The organism is Massilia sp. MP_M2 (assembly GCF_039123635.1).
GTDB lineage: Bacteria > Pseudomonadota > Gammaproteobacteria > Burkholderiales > Burkholderiaceae_D > Telluria.
This window is the reverse complement of record NZ_JBCHJF010000001.1, coordinates 673,563-690,579: the sequence shown is the minus strand read 5'-3', so window position 1 is coordinate 690,579 and position 17,017 is coordinate 673,563. Positions and strand designations below refer to the sequence as shown.

Here is a 17,017-nt window from a genome sequence, read left to right as displayed (position 1 = left end):
TCAAGGCCGCCCGGCCGCCCCGGCCTGGCCCAACGACTCGGCCATCCGCACCAGCTTGACGAACTCGGCGCGATAGCCGTCCGGATCGGCGCCGCGGGCGTCGCTGGCCAGCGTGGCGATGTCGGCATAGCTGTAGTCACTCACCTGCGGCTCGCCGCGCAGGCGCTGGCCGAAGGCGGCCACCGCCGCCGCGAAGCGCTGGTCGGCCGGCGCGGCGGCCAGCGTGGCGCGCGCCGACCCCTGGCGCACCGGTTGTTCGGCCAGGCGGCTCTTGCTCGCGCCCGGCAGCTTGTAGCGCACCCGCACGAACGCCAGTTCGTCACCTTTGCCCACGGGGGCGGCTTTCTTTGCGGTGCCGTAGCGCAGCGGGTCGACCAGTTTGGCAGCACCCGCCGCCGGCGTGATCTCGTAGATCGCGGTCACCGTGTGGCCGGCGCCCATGTCCCCCGCATCGACCTTGTCGTCCTTGAAGTCCTGGCGCGCCAGCATGCGCGTCTCGTACCCGATCAGGCGGTAAGCCGCCACGCGGGCCGGGTTGAACTCGACCTGCATCTTGACGTCGTTCGCGATCGGGAACATCGTCGAGCCAAGTTCACCCTGCAGCGCCTTGCGCGCTTCGAGCAGCGAGTCGATGTAGGCCGCGTTGCCATTGCCCGACTGCGTCAGGCGCTGGATCAGCGCATCGTTCAGGTTACCGTCGCCGACACCGAAAATCGACAGGTAGACGCCGCTCTTGCGCTTGCCGGCAATGAAGGTTTCGAGCTGGCGCGGATCCCTCACACCGATATTGAAGTCGCCGTCGGTGGCCAGGATGATGCGGTTGACGGCTTTCGCATCGAAGTGGCGTTCGGCCATGGTATAGGCGCGCTCCAGGCCATCGCGGCCGGCCGTACCGCCGGCTGCCTGCAACGCATCGATGGCGTCCAGGATCTTCTGCTTGTCGCTGCCCGTGGTCGGTTCGAGCGCCACCGTCGTGCCATTGGCGTAGGTGACGATCGCCACCCGGTCCTGTTCGCGCAAGCCCTGCGCAAACAGGCGAAAGCCCTGCTTGAGCAGCGGCAGGCGGTCTTGCGGGGCCATCGAGCCGGACACGTCCACCAGCAGCACGACGTTCATCGGCGGCCGTTCGGCGTGCTGCAGATCGTAGCCGCGCACGGCCACGTGCAGCAGCTGGTTGTCCGCATTCCATGGGCTGGGCATCAGACCCGTGGCCAGCGCGAATGGCTGGCTGGCCTTGCCAGGTGCGGCATAGGTGTAGGGGAAGTAGTTCACCATTTCCTCGACCCGCACAGCGGCCGGTGGCGGCATCCGGCCCGCGCTCAGCTGGCGCCGCACGTACGCGTACGAGGCGGTATCGACATCGCTGCTGAAGGTGGATACGGGCTGCTCGTCGACCAGCACCGCGCGGTTGGCCTGTGCATCGGGAAAGCGCTCGGCGCCGGTTGCATAGCTCGGGGACGGGTGAGGCGTCGGATAAGGCACTGCAGCGAGGCGACGCTGGAAGGTGGCCGGGGGCACGCCGGTGTAGCCTGAATACGAGGAAATCGCGCTGCCGGTCATCTCGACCCGCGTCCCGGGCGCCGGCGGCGGCGCTGCGGCCTTATCCGCTTGCAGTTGCTGGGGTGCGCTGCAGGCGGCCAGCAGCAGGGTCGCCGCAAGAAGTGGTAAAGCGGCGGGGAGGGTAGCGCGCGAGCGTGACATGGCAGGACCTCATGAGGTGATGGTTGTCATAAGGTGCACCAGCCGCGCGCCGCCGGCAATCGCGCTTACATCCTGTAATGCCTATGCAAAAAGGATATGCACAGCGGTTGCCGGCGCGGGGATTACTTCTGCTTTAGCGAGCGCTCGAACAGCTGATAGATCCGGCGGTACTGGTCGTACCACGCCTCTGGCTGCACGTAGCCGTGGCGTTCGAGCGGGTAGCTCGCCAGTTCCCAGTGGTCCTTCTTCATCTCGATCAGGCGCTGCGCCATGCGCACCGAATCCTGATACAGCACGTTATCGTCGATCATGCCGTGCGAGATGAGCAGGTGGCCCTTGAGGTTCTGCGCGTATTCGATCGGCGACGATTTTTTATACGCTTCCGGGTCGATGTCCGGCGTGTTGAGGATGTTGGCCGTGTACTCGTGGTTGTAGCTGGTCCAGTCGGTTACGGGGCGCAGCGCGGCGCCGGCCTTGAACACGTCCGGCGCGCGCATCAGGGCCATGAAGGTCATGAAGCCGCCGTAGCTGCCGCCATACACGCCGATATTGTTCGCGTCGCCCTGCTGCTGGCCGACCAGGTACTTCACGCCGTCGAGGTAGTCGTCCAGTTCCGGGTGCCCCATCTGGCGGTAGATCGAGGTGCGCCATTTGGCGCCGTAGCCTTTCGAGGCGCGGTAGTCCATGTCCAGCACGATGTACCCCTGCTGCACCAGCAGGTTGTGGAACATCTGTTCGCGGAAGTACACCGGATAACGCTTGCTGACGTTCTGCAGGTAGCCCGCGCCATGCACGAACATCACGACCGGGTAGGTCTTGCCAGCTTCGAGCTGCGCAGGCCGATACAGCTTGGCGTGCACCGGATCGCCGCCGGCGCTCGATGGCACGGCCACGTATTGCGGCTCGATCCACTCGCGCGCCTTGAAGTCGGGCGTGCGGGTATCGGTCAGTTTGGTGGCCGCGCCGCCCGAGACGGGCACGGTCGCGATCTGGATCGGCGTGTAGCTCGACGACCAGTGCACCAGCAGCTTGTTCTGGTCCGGCGACAGGTTGAAGCGTTCGACGCCGTCGAGCTTCGTCACTTCGCGCACCGCGCCGCCCTTGGCGCTCACGGCGCAGACTTCGTAGTCGCCCGGTGCTTCGTGGTTGCACAGCATGTAGGCGGTGCTGCCGTCCGTGTTCCAGCGCACGTCGCTGGCTTCCCATTTGCCCGAGGTCAGCGCGCGTGGCGCGGCCGATCCGGCACCCATGGTGTCCTGCGTGTACAGGTGCGAGTAGCCCGATTCTTCCGACAGGTACCACAACGTGCGGTTGTCCGGCAGCCAGCCGAATTCGGCGTTGTCGTAATTGACCCAGGCGCCATCGGTCACGCGGTTCAGGGGTTTCAGCTTGGCGTCACGCAGGTCGACGCTGGCGATCCAGCGATCCTTGTTGTCGACTGAGCGCAGCATCACCGCGACGTTGGCGCCATTGCTGCTCCAGTCGATCGCATTGCGGCCACCCGAGACCACCACCGGGCGGTTGCCCTTGAGTGGATCCTTTTTTGCGGCAGCGCGCAGCGCGGCCAGCGGATCGACGGTGATGCCGGGCAGGGTGTCGAAGCCGATGTCCTTGACCGTATTGGTGCGCAGGTCGACCAGTTTGAGCGTATGCGCCGGCGGCATGTTGCGGCCCACGCGCGTGCGCACGTCTTCGGTCTCTTCGTAGCCCGATTCGTTCACGTAGCGCGGCATCTTGCCCACGCGGCCCTTGTCGGCGCTCTTGGCGGCGGTGACGACCAGCAGCCAGCGGCCGTCCGGCGACAGCGAACTGGCCTCCAGCGTGACCTTGTCGCCCAGGTAGACGGGCGTTGGCGCCATCGAGGCATCGACCCGGCGCAGTTCGTCGTTGCGGGCGCGCAGCGCGTCGCGGTCATCCTTCTGGCGCTTGAGGTGCTCGATCAGGCGCAGCTCGGTCGCGCGGTAGGCGTCGTCTTCCGGCGCGTTCGGGTCCTTCGCGGCGCGCGGCAGCGCGGCTGGACCGGTGACCCGGGTGACGCGGTCCCACACATACCAGTCGGTCCCGATGCGGTACTGCACCGAGCGTTCGTCGGCCGCATACTGCGCGTTGCCGATGCGGCTCGCGCCCCGCGTGACCTGCACCAGCTGGCCCGATTTCAGATCGCGCTCGAACAGATCGTTGTTGCGGATGACCAGCATGCGCGTGTTGTTGCGGTTGTAGACGACGTCGGTGCTGTCGATCTTCGCCAGCTCGGCGTCGCCCACCATCTGCGCCTTGCCGGCATTCGAGCCGGCCTGGAACGTGTCGCGCAGGGGCGAGCCGGTACGCTTCTGCTTGTAGTACACCTGCTTGCTGTCCCAGCTGAACCACGCGTCTTCCACCGGCGTGCCGATCCAGTCGGGATGGCTCATGGCCTGGTCGAGGGTGATGGGTGTCGGTGCTGCTGCCGCCGGCAGTGCGAACGATGCCAGCGAGGCGGCGAAGGAGGCCGCAAAGAGGGTAAGTGCAGGTGTGCGCATGGGTATGTGGTAAGTGAAAGAAGGGCTTTCTGGCCAGAAATGCGAATGCATTCTAGCGCAGCCACTTGCCACGGCGCGCGGATTGGAAAAGGTTTTTTTACTATAAATACAAACGCCGGCAGTATGTCAATACGGCCAGCGTTGGGTACAACAGGCGGATTGTTCCGCCCTGAATGGGGCGTGCCCTGCTGCTTACATTGCCTTGAACGGGCCTTTGGGCGGGCGTGGCAGGTGCATCGAGATACGGGCGGCAACGGTCAGAACTGCCAGCGCGATGGTCAGGTATTCGAGTGGATGCATGATTAACCCCGCACCGAAGGAGCGTAACCGCCGTGGGCGATGTACAGGTCTTGCGAAAAACTACGGATGGCGGCGATCGCCGCTGCGAAGAAATTGGTTTGCTGGATAGCTGCAATCATAGTGCGCTCCTGGTTAAATACTGTCATGTTGCGTTGCAGTATAAAAGGCATCGAGTCATAAGAAAACTTTTCATTCGTGATTCCCGCGATTCACAAAACGAATAATTGTCGCGTTGCTCATTGGAAAGATATGCGGCTGACGTATATCTCGACAGTCAGCACACGCATAAGAAGGGCATTGCCTCAGTGCATCACCTCGTCAAGGTATGATTCTTGCATGCAGAAACAGCATGAAATCGCGAGAGACAGCATCCCCACATTTGCGCATTGTCGTTGTGCTGTCCGCAACGGCGCCCGACGCCGACCCCGACGCTGCCCACGCAGCGCAGGCCCGGCGCAGCACCGCGCTGCGTATTGGCCTGCTCGAATCGGGCTACGACCTGATCGCGTCGCTCCCGGCCGACGTGTTCCTGCCCGAGCGCATCGCGCAGTTGCAGCCCGACCTGATCATCCTTGACAGCGAGTCCGATGCACGCGACGTGCTCGAACATATCGTGATCGCCACCCGCGATGCGCGCCGGCCCATCGTGCTGTTCACCGACGACGCCGCGCCGGCCAGCATGGACGCCGCACTGGAAGCGGGCGTGTCGGCCTACATCGTCGCCGGCCTGCAGGCCGAGCGCGTCAAGCCGGTGCTCGACGTCGCGCTGGCGCGCTTCCGGCGCGAGCAGCGATTGCTCGACGAATTGAGCGATACCCGGCAAAAGCTGGCTGAGCGCAAGGTACTCGACCGCGCCAAGGGCATGTTGATGACGCGCTACCAGCTGACCGAAGACCAGGCCTATCAGCGCCTGCGCACGCTGGCCATGAACAAGAACATGAAGCTGGTCGACGTCGCGCAGCGCCTGATCGACGTGGAAGACCTGCTGGGCTGAGCGCCCGCAGCTGACAAGAACACCAGGATACCTATGACATTGGCAGGCAAGGGCGCATGGATCGCCGGTACCGACCGTCCCGAGATCGAGACGATCCGCATCGGCTTCATGCCGCTGGCCGACTGCGCGCCGCTGGTGATGGCGTCGGTGCTGGGCTTCGATGAGCTGTATGGCGTGCGCTTTGCGCTGAGCCGCGAACAATCCTGGACCGGCATGCGCGAGCACCTGGTGGGCGGGCAGCTCGATGCAGCGCAGGCGCTGTACGGCATGGTCTACGGGATCCAGAACGGCATCGGCACCGGCCAGTGCGACATGGCGGTGCTGATGAACCTGAACCAGAATGGCCAGAACATCACGCTCTCGCGCACCTGGGCGGCAGCAGCAGCAGAGCCGGGCGGGCTCGCGCGCCTGCTGCAGGCAGGGCAGCGCCTGACGCTGGCACATACCTTCCCGACCGGGAACCACGCGATGTTCCTGTATTACTGGCTCGCGGCGCACGGCGTCGATCCGGTGAAAGACTGCCAGGTGGTGACGGTGCCGCCGGGGCAGATGGCAGCGAGCCTCGCGGCCGGTCATATGGACGGTTTCTGTGCGGGCGAGCCGTGGGGCGAACGCGCGCTGCGCGACGGCGCCGGCGTGCAGGCCGCGTCGAGCGAACAGGTGTGGCCGAACCATCCCGGCAAGGCGCTGGGCACGCGCGCCGCCTTCGCCGCCACCCATCCGAATGCCTGCCGCGCGATGATCGCCGCGCTGCTGCAGGCCGCGCGCTGGCTCGACGCGTCGCGCGCCAACCGCGAAGCGGCGGCCGAGGTGCTGGCCAGTCCTGCGTATGTCAATGCCAGCCGCGAGACGCTGCAGTATTGCCTGGCCGGACCTCTGGATGGCGCGGCCTGGCGTGGCCACAACGGCCTGCGCTTCCACGCGGATGGCGAGGCCAATTTTCCATGGCTGTCCGACGGCATGTGGTTCATGACGCAGCACCGCCGCTGGGGTTTACTGCGTACCGATCCCGCTTACCTCGCGCTGGCGCAGCAGGTCAACCGCATCGACCTGTATCGCGAAGCGGCCGAGCGCACCGGCACGCCGCTGCCGTCTGCTGCGCTGCGCACGTCCACGCTCATGGATGGCCGGGTCTGGGATGGCGGTGATCCGCACGCCTATGCGACCGGCCTTGCACCGGCTTGACGCCGGCGAAGGTGGTGGTGCACGCCGGTGCATCATCTTGGGGAATGGCGCACCGCAATGCAGCATTTGTAATGCGCCTGTTGGCGGCCGCGCCCTGAACAGCGTGTGGCACGTCTCTTGCTGATACAGAGCACAGGATCAATGACGATCTCCTTCATATAACGCCAGCCCAACGACGGGCCGGCACCAGGACAACGGCGTCCGCAGCTTCTGCCCCAGGCAGCAGCGCGGACGCCTTTTTGTTTTCCAAGGACGAAAATCATGACCGGCAAAGCAGACAGCATCAACCTCTTCTCGTTCCAGGGCGCGCCGATGCGCGCCTTCCACCTGACCTGGGTGGCCTTTTTCATCTGTTTCTTTGCCTGGTTCGCCTGCGCGCCGCTGATGCCCGTCATCAAGGGCGAGTTCGGCCTGTCGATGGAGCAGATCGCCAATATCAATATCGCGGCGGTGGCGATCACGATTTTTGTCCGCCTGCTGGTCGGCCCCCTGTGTGATCGCTACGGGCCGCGCAAGACGTATACGGGTCTGCTGCTGATCGGCGCGCTTCCTGTGCTGGGCGTGGCCATGGCGCAGAGCTACGAAACCTTCCTGCTGGCCCGCCTGGGCATCGGCGCGGTCGGCGCCAGCTTCGTCATTACCCAGTACCACACGTCGGTGATGTTCTCGCCCAAGGTGGTCGGTACCGCCAACGCGGCCGCTGCCGGCTGGGGCAATGCCGGCGGCGGCGCAGCGCAGGCGCTGATGCCGCTGCTGCTGACCGCCGTCGTGATGCTGGGCGTGAGCCAGTCGATGAGCTGGCGCGTGGCGCTGGTGGTCCCGGGCGTCATGATGATCATCATGGCCTTTGTCTACTGGCGCTACACGCAGGATTGCCCGGCCGGTAACTACGACGACCTGCGCAAGACCGGCAACCTGCCGGCCAGCGCCGGCAAGGGCGGCTGGGCCAGTTTCACCGAAGGCTGCCGCAACCACCGCGCCTGGCTGCTGTTCGTCACCTACGGCGCCTGCTTCGGCATCGAAATCTTCATCCACAACATCGCCGCCGTGTACTACGTCGATCACTTCGACCTGACCCTGGGCCAGGCCGGCATGGCTGCCGGCAGCTTTGGCCTGTTGGCGCTGTTCGCCCGCGCGCTGGGCGGCTGGCTGTCGGACCGCGCTGCGCGCGGTGGTGACGTCAATCGCCGCGTGACCATGCTGTTCGTGCTGATGATCGGTGAAGCGCTTGGCCTGCTGTGGTTCGCGCAGGCCGACGGCGTCGTGTTCGCCGTGGTGGCGATGCTGGTGTTCGGCCTGTTCACGCACATGGCCTGCGGCGCGACCTATGCGCTGGTGCCGTTTGTCGCGCCCAAGGCGCTGGGCGGCGTGGCCGGCATCGTCGGCGCTGGCGGCAACGTCGGCGCCGTCGCCGCGGGCTTTCTGATGAAGGGTACGGGTGATATCCAGAGCACGCTCACGATCCTGAGTGGCCTGGTACTGGTGGCCAGCCTGTGCGCGCTCGGCGCGCGCTTCGGCAGCACGTCCAGCGTCCCGTCCGCAACCGTTGCAGCATAAAGGAGATCGTCATGCATATCGTCGTCATCGGCCACGGAATGGTGGGCCACAAATTTCTCGAAACGCTGGCTGCGGGCAGCATGCACGACCCGGCCACGCCGCTGCGGGTCACTGTGCTGGGCGAAGAGCCGCGCCCGGCCTACGACCGCGTGCACCTGTCGGAATTCTTTGCCGGTAAAAGCGCGGCTGATCTGTCGCTGGTCGCGCCGGGCTACTTCGAGCGCGCCGAGCTGGCCGAGCGCGTGGTGCTGCGCCTGAACGCGAAGGTGGTCGCCATCGACCGCGCCGCGCAATCGGTGCTGCTGGGCGACGGCAGCGCTGTCGCCTACGATCGCCTGGTGCTGGCCACCGGCTCGTACCCGTTCGTGCCGCCGGTGCCGGGCGCGGACCGCAAGGACTGCTTCGTCTACCGCACGATCGAAGACCTCGAGAAGATGAAGGAATGCGCCGCCCGTGGCGACGGGACGCGCCAGCGCATCGGCGTCGTGATCGGCGGCGGCCTGCTGGGCCTTGAATGCGCCAAGGCGCTGCGTGACCTGGGCCTGCAGGCGCACGTCGTCGAATTTGCACCGCGCCTGATGGCGGTGCAGGTCGACGATGCGGGTGCGCGCGTGCTGCGTACCCGTATCGAAGAACTGGGTGTCGGCGTCCACACCGGCAAGAACACGCTGGCCATCGTCGATGGCGAAGCGACGACCCACCGCATGCAGTTCGCCGACGGCACGAGTCTGGACACCGACATGATCGTGTTCTCGGCCGGCATCCGCCCGCGCGACGAGCTGGCGCGCCAGGCGGGGCTCGAACTGGGCGCGCGCGGCGGCATCGTCATCGACGGCCAGTGCCTGACGTCCGACCCGCACGTCTACGCGATCGGCGAATGCGCGCTGTGGAGCGGCCAGCTGTTTGGCCTGGTGGCGCCGGGCTACGACATGGCGCGCACCGCCGCCCGTCACTTGCTGGGCGCCGAGTGCGGCTTTCTTGGTGCCGACATGAGCACGAAGCTCAAGCTGATGGGCGTGGATGTGGCCAGCCTGGGTGACGCGCATGGCGTCACGCCGGGCAGCCGCAGTTACCAGTTCCTCGACGAGCGGCGCCAGACCTACCGCAAGATCGTCGTCTCGAGCTGCGGCAAGTACCTGCTCGGCGGCGTGCTGGTGGGCGACGCCGCGTCCTACGGCGCACTGCTGCAGACGATGCTGAACAAGATCGAGCTGCCCGAAGCGCCGGAATATCTGATCCTGCCCGAGAGCGGCAACACCGTGCGCCCGGCGCTGGGCGTGGACAAGCTGCCGGCCACCGCGCAGGTCTGCTCGTGCAACGACATCTCGAAGGGTGCGCTGTGCGAAGCAGTGGCCGGCGGCGCCACCACGATCGGCGCGCTGAAAAGCTGCACCACGGCCGGCACGGCCTGCGGCGGCTGCGTGCCGCTGGTGACGCAGGTGCTGAACGCCGAACTGAAAAAACTGGGCGTGGCCGTCAACAACCACCTGTGCGAACACTTCGCGTACTCGCGCCAGGAGCTGTACCACCTGGTGCGCGTGGAAGGCATCAAGGAATTTGGCGAACTGCTGGCGCGCCATGGAAAGGGCCTGGGCTGCGACGTCTGCAAGCCCACCGCCGCGAATATCCTGGCCTCGGTGTGGAACGATTTCGTGCTCAAACCAAAGCACGCCAGCCTGCAGGATTCGAACGACTACTTCCTCGGCAACATCCAGAAGGACGGCACGTACTCGGTCGTGCCGCGCATGCCGGGCGGCGAGGTGACGGCCGATGGCCTGATCGCGGTGGGCATGGTGGCCAAGAAGTACGGCCTGTATACCAAGATCACGGGCGGCCAGCGGGTCGATCTGTTCGGCGCCCGTGTGGACCAGTTGCCGGCGATCTGGGAAGCGCTGATCGACGCCGGCTTCGAGTCGGGCCACGCCTACGGCAAATCGCTGCGCACCGTCAAATCATGCGTCGGCTCGACCTGGTGCCGCTTTGGCGTGGGCGACAGCGTGGGCTTTGCCATCGAACTGGAAAACCGCTACAAGGGTTTGCGCGCGCCGCACAAGATCAAGTTCGGCGTGTCAGGCTGCACCCGCGAATGCGCCGAGGCGCAGGGCAAGGACGTGGGCCTGATCGCCACCGACAAGGGCTGGAACCTGTACGTGTGCGGCAATGGCGGCATGAAGCCGCGCCACGCGGAGCTGATCGCGTCCAACCTGACCGAGGCCGAAGTAGTGCGCCTGACCGACCGCTTCCTGATGTTCTACGTGCGCACGGCCGAACGCCTGCAGCGCACGTCGACCTGGCGCGAGAACCTCGAAGGGGGCCTCGAGTACCTGCGCCAAGTGGTGGTCGAGGACAGCCTGGGCATCGGCGACGAACTCGAAGCGCAGATGCAGCACGTGGTCGACACGTATGCCTGCGAATGGAAGGAAGCCATCACCAATCCGGCCGTGCGCAGCCGCTTCCGCCACTTCGTCAACAGCACGGAGCCTGACAGTAACGTGGTGTTCGTGCCCGAGCGCGGGCAGGTGCGCCCGGCCACGTTCGACGAACGCCGCCGCACGATTCCCATCGCCGTGGCTTGAGGAGAATGACCATGCATCGTGACACCCAACTTGCCAACTGGACCGCGGTCTGCCGGCTCGACGAGATCGTCCCCGACACCGGCGTGTGCGCGCTGCTGAACGGCCGCCAGGTGGCCGTGTTCCGCGTCGGCGACATTGAGCCGCGCGTGTTCGCCATCGATAACTACGACCCGAACTCGCAGGCCGCCGTGCTCTCGCGCGGGCTGGTGGGCAGCATCGGCGAGCGCATCGTCGTGGCCTCGCCCATCTACAAGCAGCACTTCGACCTGGCCAGCGGCGAATGCCTGGAAGCGCCGGCGCAGTCGGTGGCGAGCTATCCGGCCCGGATCGATGGCGACACCGTGTGGGTCGCCGCATGAACACGGCGCGCAGGCCCGCGCTGGTGGTGGTCGGTAACGGCATGGCCGGAATGCGCACGGTCGAAGAGCTGCTCGCCCTGGCGCCCGCTATGTATGACATCACCGTGTTCGGCGCCGAACCACATGTGAACTACAACCGCATCATGCTCTCGCCCGTGCTGGCCGGCGACAAGACGCAGGACGACATCGTGCTGCATCCGCGCGCGTGGTACGCCGAACACGGCATCACGCTGCACACGGGCGACCCGGTCGTGGCCATCGACCGCCGCCGCCGCAGCGTGCGTTCGCAATCGGGCATCGAGGTGACGTATGACCGCCTGCTGTTGGCCACCGGTTCGCAGCCGTTCATCGTGCCGGTACCGGGCGCGGACCTGCCGGGCGTGGTGGGCTTTCGCGACCTGGATGACGTCGACACCATGCTGCAGGCAGCGCGCGACGGCCGGCACGCGGTGGTGATCGGCGGCGGCCTGCTTGGACTGGAAGCAGCCAATGGCCTGCTGCGGCGCGGGATGGACGTGACGGTCGTGCACCTGACCGGCAGCCTGCTGAACCAGCAGCTCGATGGCGATGCGTCGCTGCTGCTCAAGGGCGCGCTCGAGCGGCGGGGCCTCTCGATCCTGCTGGGCGTGCAGACCGAGGCCATTCTGGGCGACGGCAAGGTCGCGTCGGTGCGCCTGTCCGATGGTGTCATGCTGCCGGCCGACCTGGTGGTGATGGCGGCCGGGGTGCGCCCGAACGTGGCGCTGGCGCGCGCCGCCGGCCTGCATGTCGAGCGCGCGATCGTCGTCGACGACACGCTGCAAAGCTACGACCCGCGCGTGTATGCGGTGGGCGAGTGCGTCCAGCACCGCCGCGCCACGTTCGGCCTGGTCGCGCCGATCTGGGAACAGGCGCGCGTCTGCGCGGCGCACCTGGCCGGCTTCGGGCATCGTCGCTACGTGCAGCAGGCAGTGGCCACCAAACTCAAGGTCACCGGAATCGACCTGTATTCGGCCGGCGACATCGTCGGCGGCCCGGGCACGCAAGACCTGGTGCTGCGCGACCGCCGCTCGGGCGTATACAAACGCCTGGTCCTGGCGGGCGACCGCCTGGTCGGCGCCGTGCTGTATGGCGACGTGGCCGACGGCCCCTGGTATTTCGACCTGATCGGGCGCGGTGTCGACATCTCGGCGCTGCGCGACCGCCTGTTGTTCGGTCCTGCGCTGTGCGACGCGCAGGCTGCATAGAAAGCTACCTCATGACGATCCCGATCCGCGCTGTGCGCACCACCTGTCCCTATTGCGGCGTCGGCTGCGGCGTGAAAGCGGCCGCGCTGCCCGGCGGTGGCGCGACGATCGAAGGCGACCCTGAACACGCCGCCAACCGCGGCCGCCTGTGCGTGAAAGGCTCGGCGCTGGGCGAGACGCTCGATCTGGACGGGCGCCTGCTGCATCCGGCTGTCCGGCAGGGTGGGGTGCTGGCGCGCGCCAGCTGGGACGAGGCGCTGGGTACCGTGGCGGACGGCTTCGCCCGCATCATCGCCGAGCACGGGCCGGACGCGGTGGCGCTGTACGTGTCGGGCCAGATCCTGACCGAGGATTACTACGTCGCCAACAAGTTCATGAAGGGTTACGTCGGCAGCGCCAATATCGACACCAACTCGCGCCTGTGCATGTCGTCCGCCGTGGCGGGCCACAAGCGCGCCTTTGGCGAAGACGTGGTGCCGGGCTGTTACGAGGATGTCGAACTGGCCGATGTGATCGTGCTGGTCGGCTCGAACGCGGCCTGGTGCCATCCGACGCTGTTCGGGCGCATCGTAAAGGCCAAAGAAGCGCGCCCCGCCATGCAGATCGTCGTGCTCGACCCGCGCCGCACGGCCACCTGCGAACTGGCCGACCTGCACCTGGCCTTGAAGCCCGGCAGTGACGTGGCGCTGTTCAACGGCCTGCTGGCGCACCTGGCGCGCAGCGATGCGTTCGATGCCCACTACGTCGCATCGCACACGACCGGCCTGGATGCGGCGCTCGATGTTGCCAACGCAGGCGACGACGTGGCGTTTACCTGTGGCCTCGATCCGAACGACCTGCACGCCTTTTACGACCTGTTCGCCCGCACCGATAAAGTGGTCACTGCATTCTCGATGGGCGTGAACCAGTCCAGCAGCGGCACCGACAAGGTCAACGCGATCATCAACTGCCACCTGGCCACCGGCCGCATCGGCCGCCCCGGCATGGGCCCGTTCTCGCTGACCGGCCAGCCCAATGCGATGGGTGGCCGCGAAGTGGGCGGCATGGCCAATATGCTCGCCGCCCATCTGGACCTGGACCACGTCGGGCACCGCGACGCGGTACGCACGTTCTGGGATGCCCCGCGCATCGCCGACAAGCCGGGCCTGAAGGCCGTGGACCTGTTCCGCGCGATCGAAGCGGGCAGTGTAAAAGCGGTGTGGATCATGGCGACCAATCCGGTTGTGAGCATGCCGGACGCGGACCAGGTGCGGCGCGCCTTGGCCGCCTGCGAGCTGGTGGTGGTGTCGGACGTCATGGCCGCCACCGACCTGACGCCGTATGCGCATGTGGCCCTGCCGGCGCTGGCCTGGGGCGAGAAGGATGGCACGGTCACCAATTCAGAACGCTGCATCTCGCGTCAGCGCGCGTTTTTGCCGGCGCCGGGCGAGGCGAGGGCGGACTGGCGCGCGCTGTGCGATGTCGCGCAGCGCATGGGGTATTCGGGTTTCGACTTCGACAGCGCGCATGCAATCTTCGACGAACACGCGTGCCTGTCGACCTGGAAGAATGACGACGATGGCTACCGCCGCGTATTCCGGCTCGATCCGCTGGTGGGGATGAGCGGCGCTGCGTATGACGACCTGCAACCGGTGCAGTGGCCGGTGCACGCAGCCGGCGAGGGCACCGCGCGCCTGTTTGGCAGCGGCGGGTTTTCTCACCCGGACGGCAAGGCGCGCTTCATCGCGACGGGCGCGCGCGCGCCGGCCAATCTGCCTTGCGGCGAGTTCCCGCTGGTGCTCAATACGGGGCGCCTGCGCGACCAGTGGCACACGATGACGCGTACCGGCAAGTCGCCGCGCCTGGCCGGCCACGCGGCCGAGCCGTTCGTCGACCTGCACCCGCACGATGCGCTGATGGCCGGCGTGCGCGAAGGTGAGCTGGCCCGCATCAGCTCACGCTGGGGCGCGATGGTGGCGCGCGTGGCGCACGGCGGCGGCATCGCGCGCGGCGCCGCGTTCGTGCCGATTCACTGGAACGGCCAGACCGCGTCCGATGCCCGCGTTGGGGCACTGGTCAATCCGGCCGTCGACCCGGTTTCTGGCGAGCCCGAATTCAAGCATACCCCGGTGCGGATCGAGTCGTTCGGCGTGGCCTGGTATGGCTTCATCATGAGCCGGCACGATCTCGCCCTCGACGGGGTGGCCCACTGGACGCGGGTGCGCGGCAGCGGCTTCGTGCGCTATGAACTGGCCGGGCGGGCACCGGTCACGCCGGACATGGCGCGCGCGCTGCTGGGTGCTGGAGGGGCGGCTGATGCGGATGCCGACTGGATCGAGTACCAGGACCAGTCGGCCGGCATGCTGCGCGCCGCGCTGCTCGTCGACGGCCGCCTGGAAGCCTGCCTGTTCGTGGCGCGCGCGCCCGATTTACCGGCGCGCGCCTGGCTGGGCGGGCTGTTCGCCGCATCCGAACTGGGGCCGCGCGAACGGGCCACACTGCTGGCCGGCCGCGCCGTGCAAGCCGGCCCCGACCCCGGGCCGACGGTCTGCTCGTGCTTCGGCGTTGGCCGCAACACGATCTGCGCCGCGATCCGTGCCGGGGACCTGCAGACGCCAGGCCAGGTGACAGCCTGCCTGAAGGCGGGCGGCAACTGCGGCTCGTGCATCCCGGAGATCAAGTCGCTGCTGCACGAGGTGCGCTTCGCCGCTGCTGCCGCGTGATCAGCCCGGCGGCGTTTTTGCGGCGGGTTTCGAGGTGAGCAGACTCGCCACCACCGACCCCGCCAGGATCGCCCCGACCACCCCCAGCGCGATGCCGGTCGGGATCTTGTAGATATCGAGCAGCAGCATCTTGACGCCGATGAAGATCAGGATCCCTGCCAGACCATACTTGAGCAGGTGGAAGCGGTCTGCCATGTCGGCCAGCAAGAAGTACATCGCGCGCAGGCCGAGAATGGCGAACACGTTCGACGTGAACACGATGAACGGGTCGCCCGTGACGGCAAAGATCGCCGGAATCGAATCGACCGCGAAGATCACGTCGGTGATTTCGACCATGATCAGCACCACGAACATCGGCGTGGCAAAGCGCAGGCCGTCGCGCATGATGAAGAATTTTTCGCCGTGGTATTCGTCGGTGATTCGCATGTGGCCGCGCAGCCATTTGAGCAGCTTGTTGTCCGCCAGGTCGGGCTCACTGTCGGCCGAGATCAGCATCTGGATACCGGTGTAGAGCAGGAACAGCCCGAACACATACAGGATCCAGTGGAACTGGGCCAGCAGGATCGCGCCCAGATAAATCAGGATCGCGCGCAGCACGATCGCGCCCAGCACGCCATACAGCAGCACGCGTTTCTGGTATTGCGGCGGTACGCCGAAAAAGCTGAAGAGGGTAATCCAGACGAATACATTGTCGACCGCGAGCGACTTTTCAATCAGGTAACCAGTGATGTATTCAAGCGACTTGGCCTTGGCCACGACGGGGCCGGCAATGCCTTCGAGATACCAGTAGAACCAGCCGCCGAAGGCCAGCGCCACCGAGATCCAGATCAGCGACCAGATGGCCGCTTCTTTCGTGCTGACTTTATGATCGCCCGACGTTTTGAGGCCAAAGAAGTCGATGGCCAGCATGACGACGACGAACGCGGTGAAGGACAGATAGAGAGTGGGTGTGCCGACCGATTCGAGCATGTGTACTCCGTGGAGTGGCAGTGGACGCGGGGAAAGCGTGCTGACCGGCACGCGCTGCTATTACAGCATGAATTTTATGGGAATGCCGCACGCATGGGGGCCTTCGATGGACGCTTCCGACGACGCTGGCGGCTGTATCGGGAGGGGGCGGTGTCGGGTGGTACAGAACGTGAAAAGCGCGTCAAGTTAATGAAGGCCGCGTAGCGCACTGAGCGTTTGAATCATGCTGACAGCCTCATTGATTGCGCGACGATCGATGGCTGCCGTAGACTGGGCGAGCTTACGCTTTCGGCCAAAAGCAGGCGCTCGGTTTCACTGCGCTAGTCCGTCATTCACCGCAGTGCGTTTATCAATCTGATCGGGGTGCCCATGAGCCATTACACGCTAACGTTATTTGCCGATGACTACCAGTTCTACATTCAGGACGAGAACATCGACGGCAACCTTTCGCACGCCTGGACGGATGATGCTGTCGAATGCCTCCTGGCGGTGGCGCCAGGCACTGTAGGAATCGGCACAGTTCGGAATGTCGAGGTGCCCGTTACGATCGCCGTTTTGGAGCAAGAGCCGGTACTCGATGCCGACAAGTTCGATCAAATCGTCGAGTGTTCTATCGAGGTGGAAAGCGGCGCTATTGTCGCGGCAGGCTGCACGGACTATTTTCCTGACGCGGTGCGCATCAAAATTGCCTCGGGTACCTATCGTGTTCGTGCCAGCTTTTACGGTCTTGACTCCGTATCAGCCGATGGGCTTGACGGCGACGACCAATATCATCTCGAGCTTTGGCCTGCGCCAATGGGCTCAGTCCAGATACTGAAACAGCGAACTTAATACTACTCAAAGTGATGTCGCAATACCCGCTTTGGGTCCAGGTTGTCTAGATTCAGTTCCAGCTCACGTCGGCCGGAAATTTCCACATCCTGCGTCAG

General features: G+C 65.8%; 11 protein-coding genes. 8 read left to right on the top strand and 3 right to left on the bottom strand.

The window, feature by feature from the left end; translation table 11 throughout:
• On the bottom strand, positions 1-1,701 hold the full coding sequence (locus RCH14_RS03075) for a VWA domain-containing protein (RefSeq protein ID WP_343024680.1): 1,701 nt from the start codon (positions 1,699-1,701) through the stop codon (positions 1-3).
• Between the two features lie 122 nt (positions 1,702-1,823).
• On the bottom strand, positions 1,824-4,220 hold the full coding sequence (locus RCH14_RS03070) for a S9 family peptidase (protein WP_343024679.1): 2,397 nt from the start codon (positions 4,218-4,220) through the stop codon (positions 1,824-1,826).
• A 649-nt stretch (positions 4,221-4,869) separates the two neighbouring features.
• Between RCH14_RS03070 and RCH14_RS03065 the strand changes: the two genes are divergently transcribed.
• From RCH14_RS03065 to RCH14_RS03035, 7 genes are all read left to right on the top strand, one after another.
• Positions 4,870-5,514, top strand: coding sequence for an ANTAR domain-containing protein (locus tag RCH14_RS03065; RefSeq protein ID WP_343024678.1), 645 nt, complete (start codon positions 4,870-4,872; stop codon positions 5,512-5,514).
• A 33-nt stretch (positions 5,515-5,547) separates the two neighbouring features.
• Positions 5,548-6,699 (top strand): CmpA/NrtA family ABC transporter substrate-binding protein, encoded by a 1,152-nt coding sequence (locus RCH14_RS03060; protein ID WP_343024677.1) that lies wholly within the window; start codon positions 5,548-5,550, stop codon positions 6,697-6,699.
• A 261-nt stretch (positions 6,700-6,960) separates the two neighbouring features.
• Positions 6,961-8,256 carry an MFS transporter gene (locus RCH14_RS03055; protein WP_343024676.1) on the top strand — a complete coding sequence of 432 codons (1,296 nt, stop codon included), beginning with the start codon at positions 6,961-6,963 and terminating at the stop codon, positions 8,254-8,256.
• A gap of 11 nt (positions 8,257-8,267) precedes the next feature.
• On the top strand, positions 8,268-10,832 hold the full coding sequence (gene nirB / locus RCH14_RS03050; protein ID WP_343024675.1) for a nitrite reductase large subunit NirB: 2,565 nt from the start codon (positions 8,268-8,270) through the stop codon (positions 10,830-10,832).
• Between the two features lie 11 nt (positions 10,833-10,843).
• Positions 10,844-11,191 (top strand): nitrite reductase small subunit NirD, encoded by a 348-nt coding sequence (gene nirD, locus RCH14_RS03045; RefSeq protein WP_343024674.1) that lies wholly within the window; start codon positions 10,844-10,846, stop codon positions 11,189-11,191.
• Entirely contained in the window at positions 11,188-12,417 is a 1,230-nt protein-coding gene (locus RCH14_RS03040; protein WP_343024673.1) for an FAD-dependent oxidoreductase, read from the top strand. Before nirD ends, RCH14_RS03040 begins: the two co-directional genes overlap by 4 nt.
• A gap of 11 nt (positions 12,418-12,428) precedes the next feature.
• The gene (locus RCH14_RS03035) at positions 12,429-15,119 is read left to right on the top strand and encodes a molybdopterin-dependent oxidoreductase (RefSeq protein WP_343024672.1); all 2,691 of its coding nucleotides are present in this window, start codon (positions 12,429-12,431) and stop codon (positions 15,117-15,119) included.
• On the opposite strand, the gene RCH14_RS03030 is transcribed toward RCH14_RS03035, so the two are convergent.
• Positions 15,120-16,088 carry a TerC family protein gene (locus RCH14_RS03030; protein ID WP_343024671.1) on the bottom strand — a complete coding sequence of 323 codons (969 nt, stop codon included), beginning with the start codon at positions 16,086-16,088 and terminating at the stop codon, positions 15,120-15,122.
• Positions 16,089-16,457: 369 nt separating this feature from the next.
• Between RCH14_RS03030 and RCH14_RS03025 the strand changes: the two genes are divergently transcribed.
• The gene (locus RCH14_RS03025; protein ID WP_343024670.1) at positions 16,458-16,919 is read left to right on the top strand and encodes a hypothetical protein; all 462 of its coding nucleotides are present in this window, start codon (positions 16,458-16,460) and stop codon (positions 16,917-16,919) included.
• Positions 16,920-17,017: the final 98 nt, after the last annotated feature.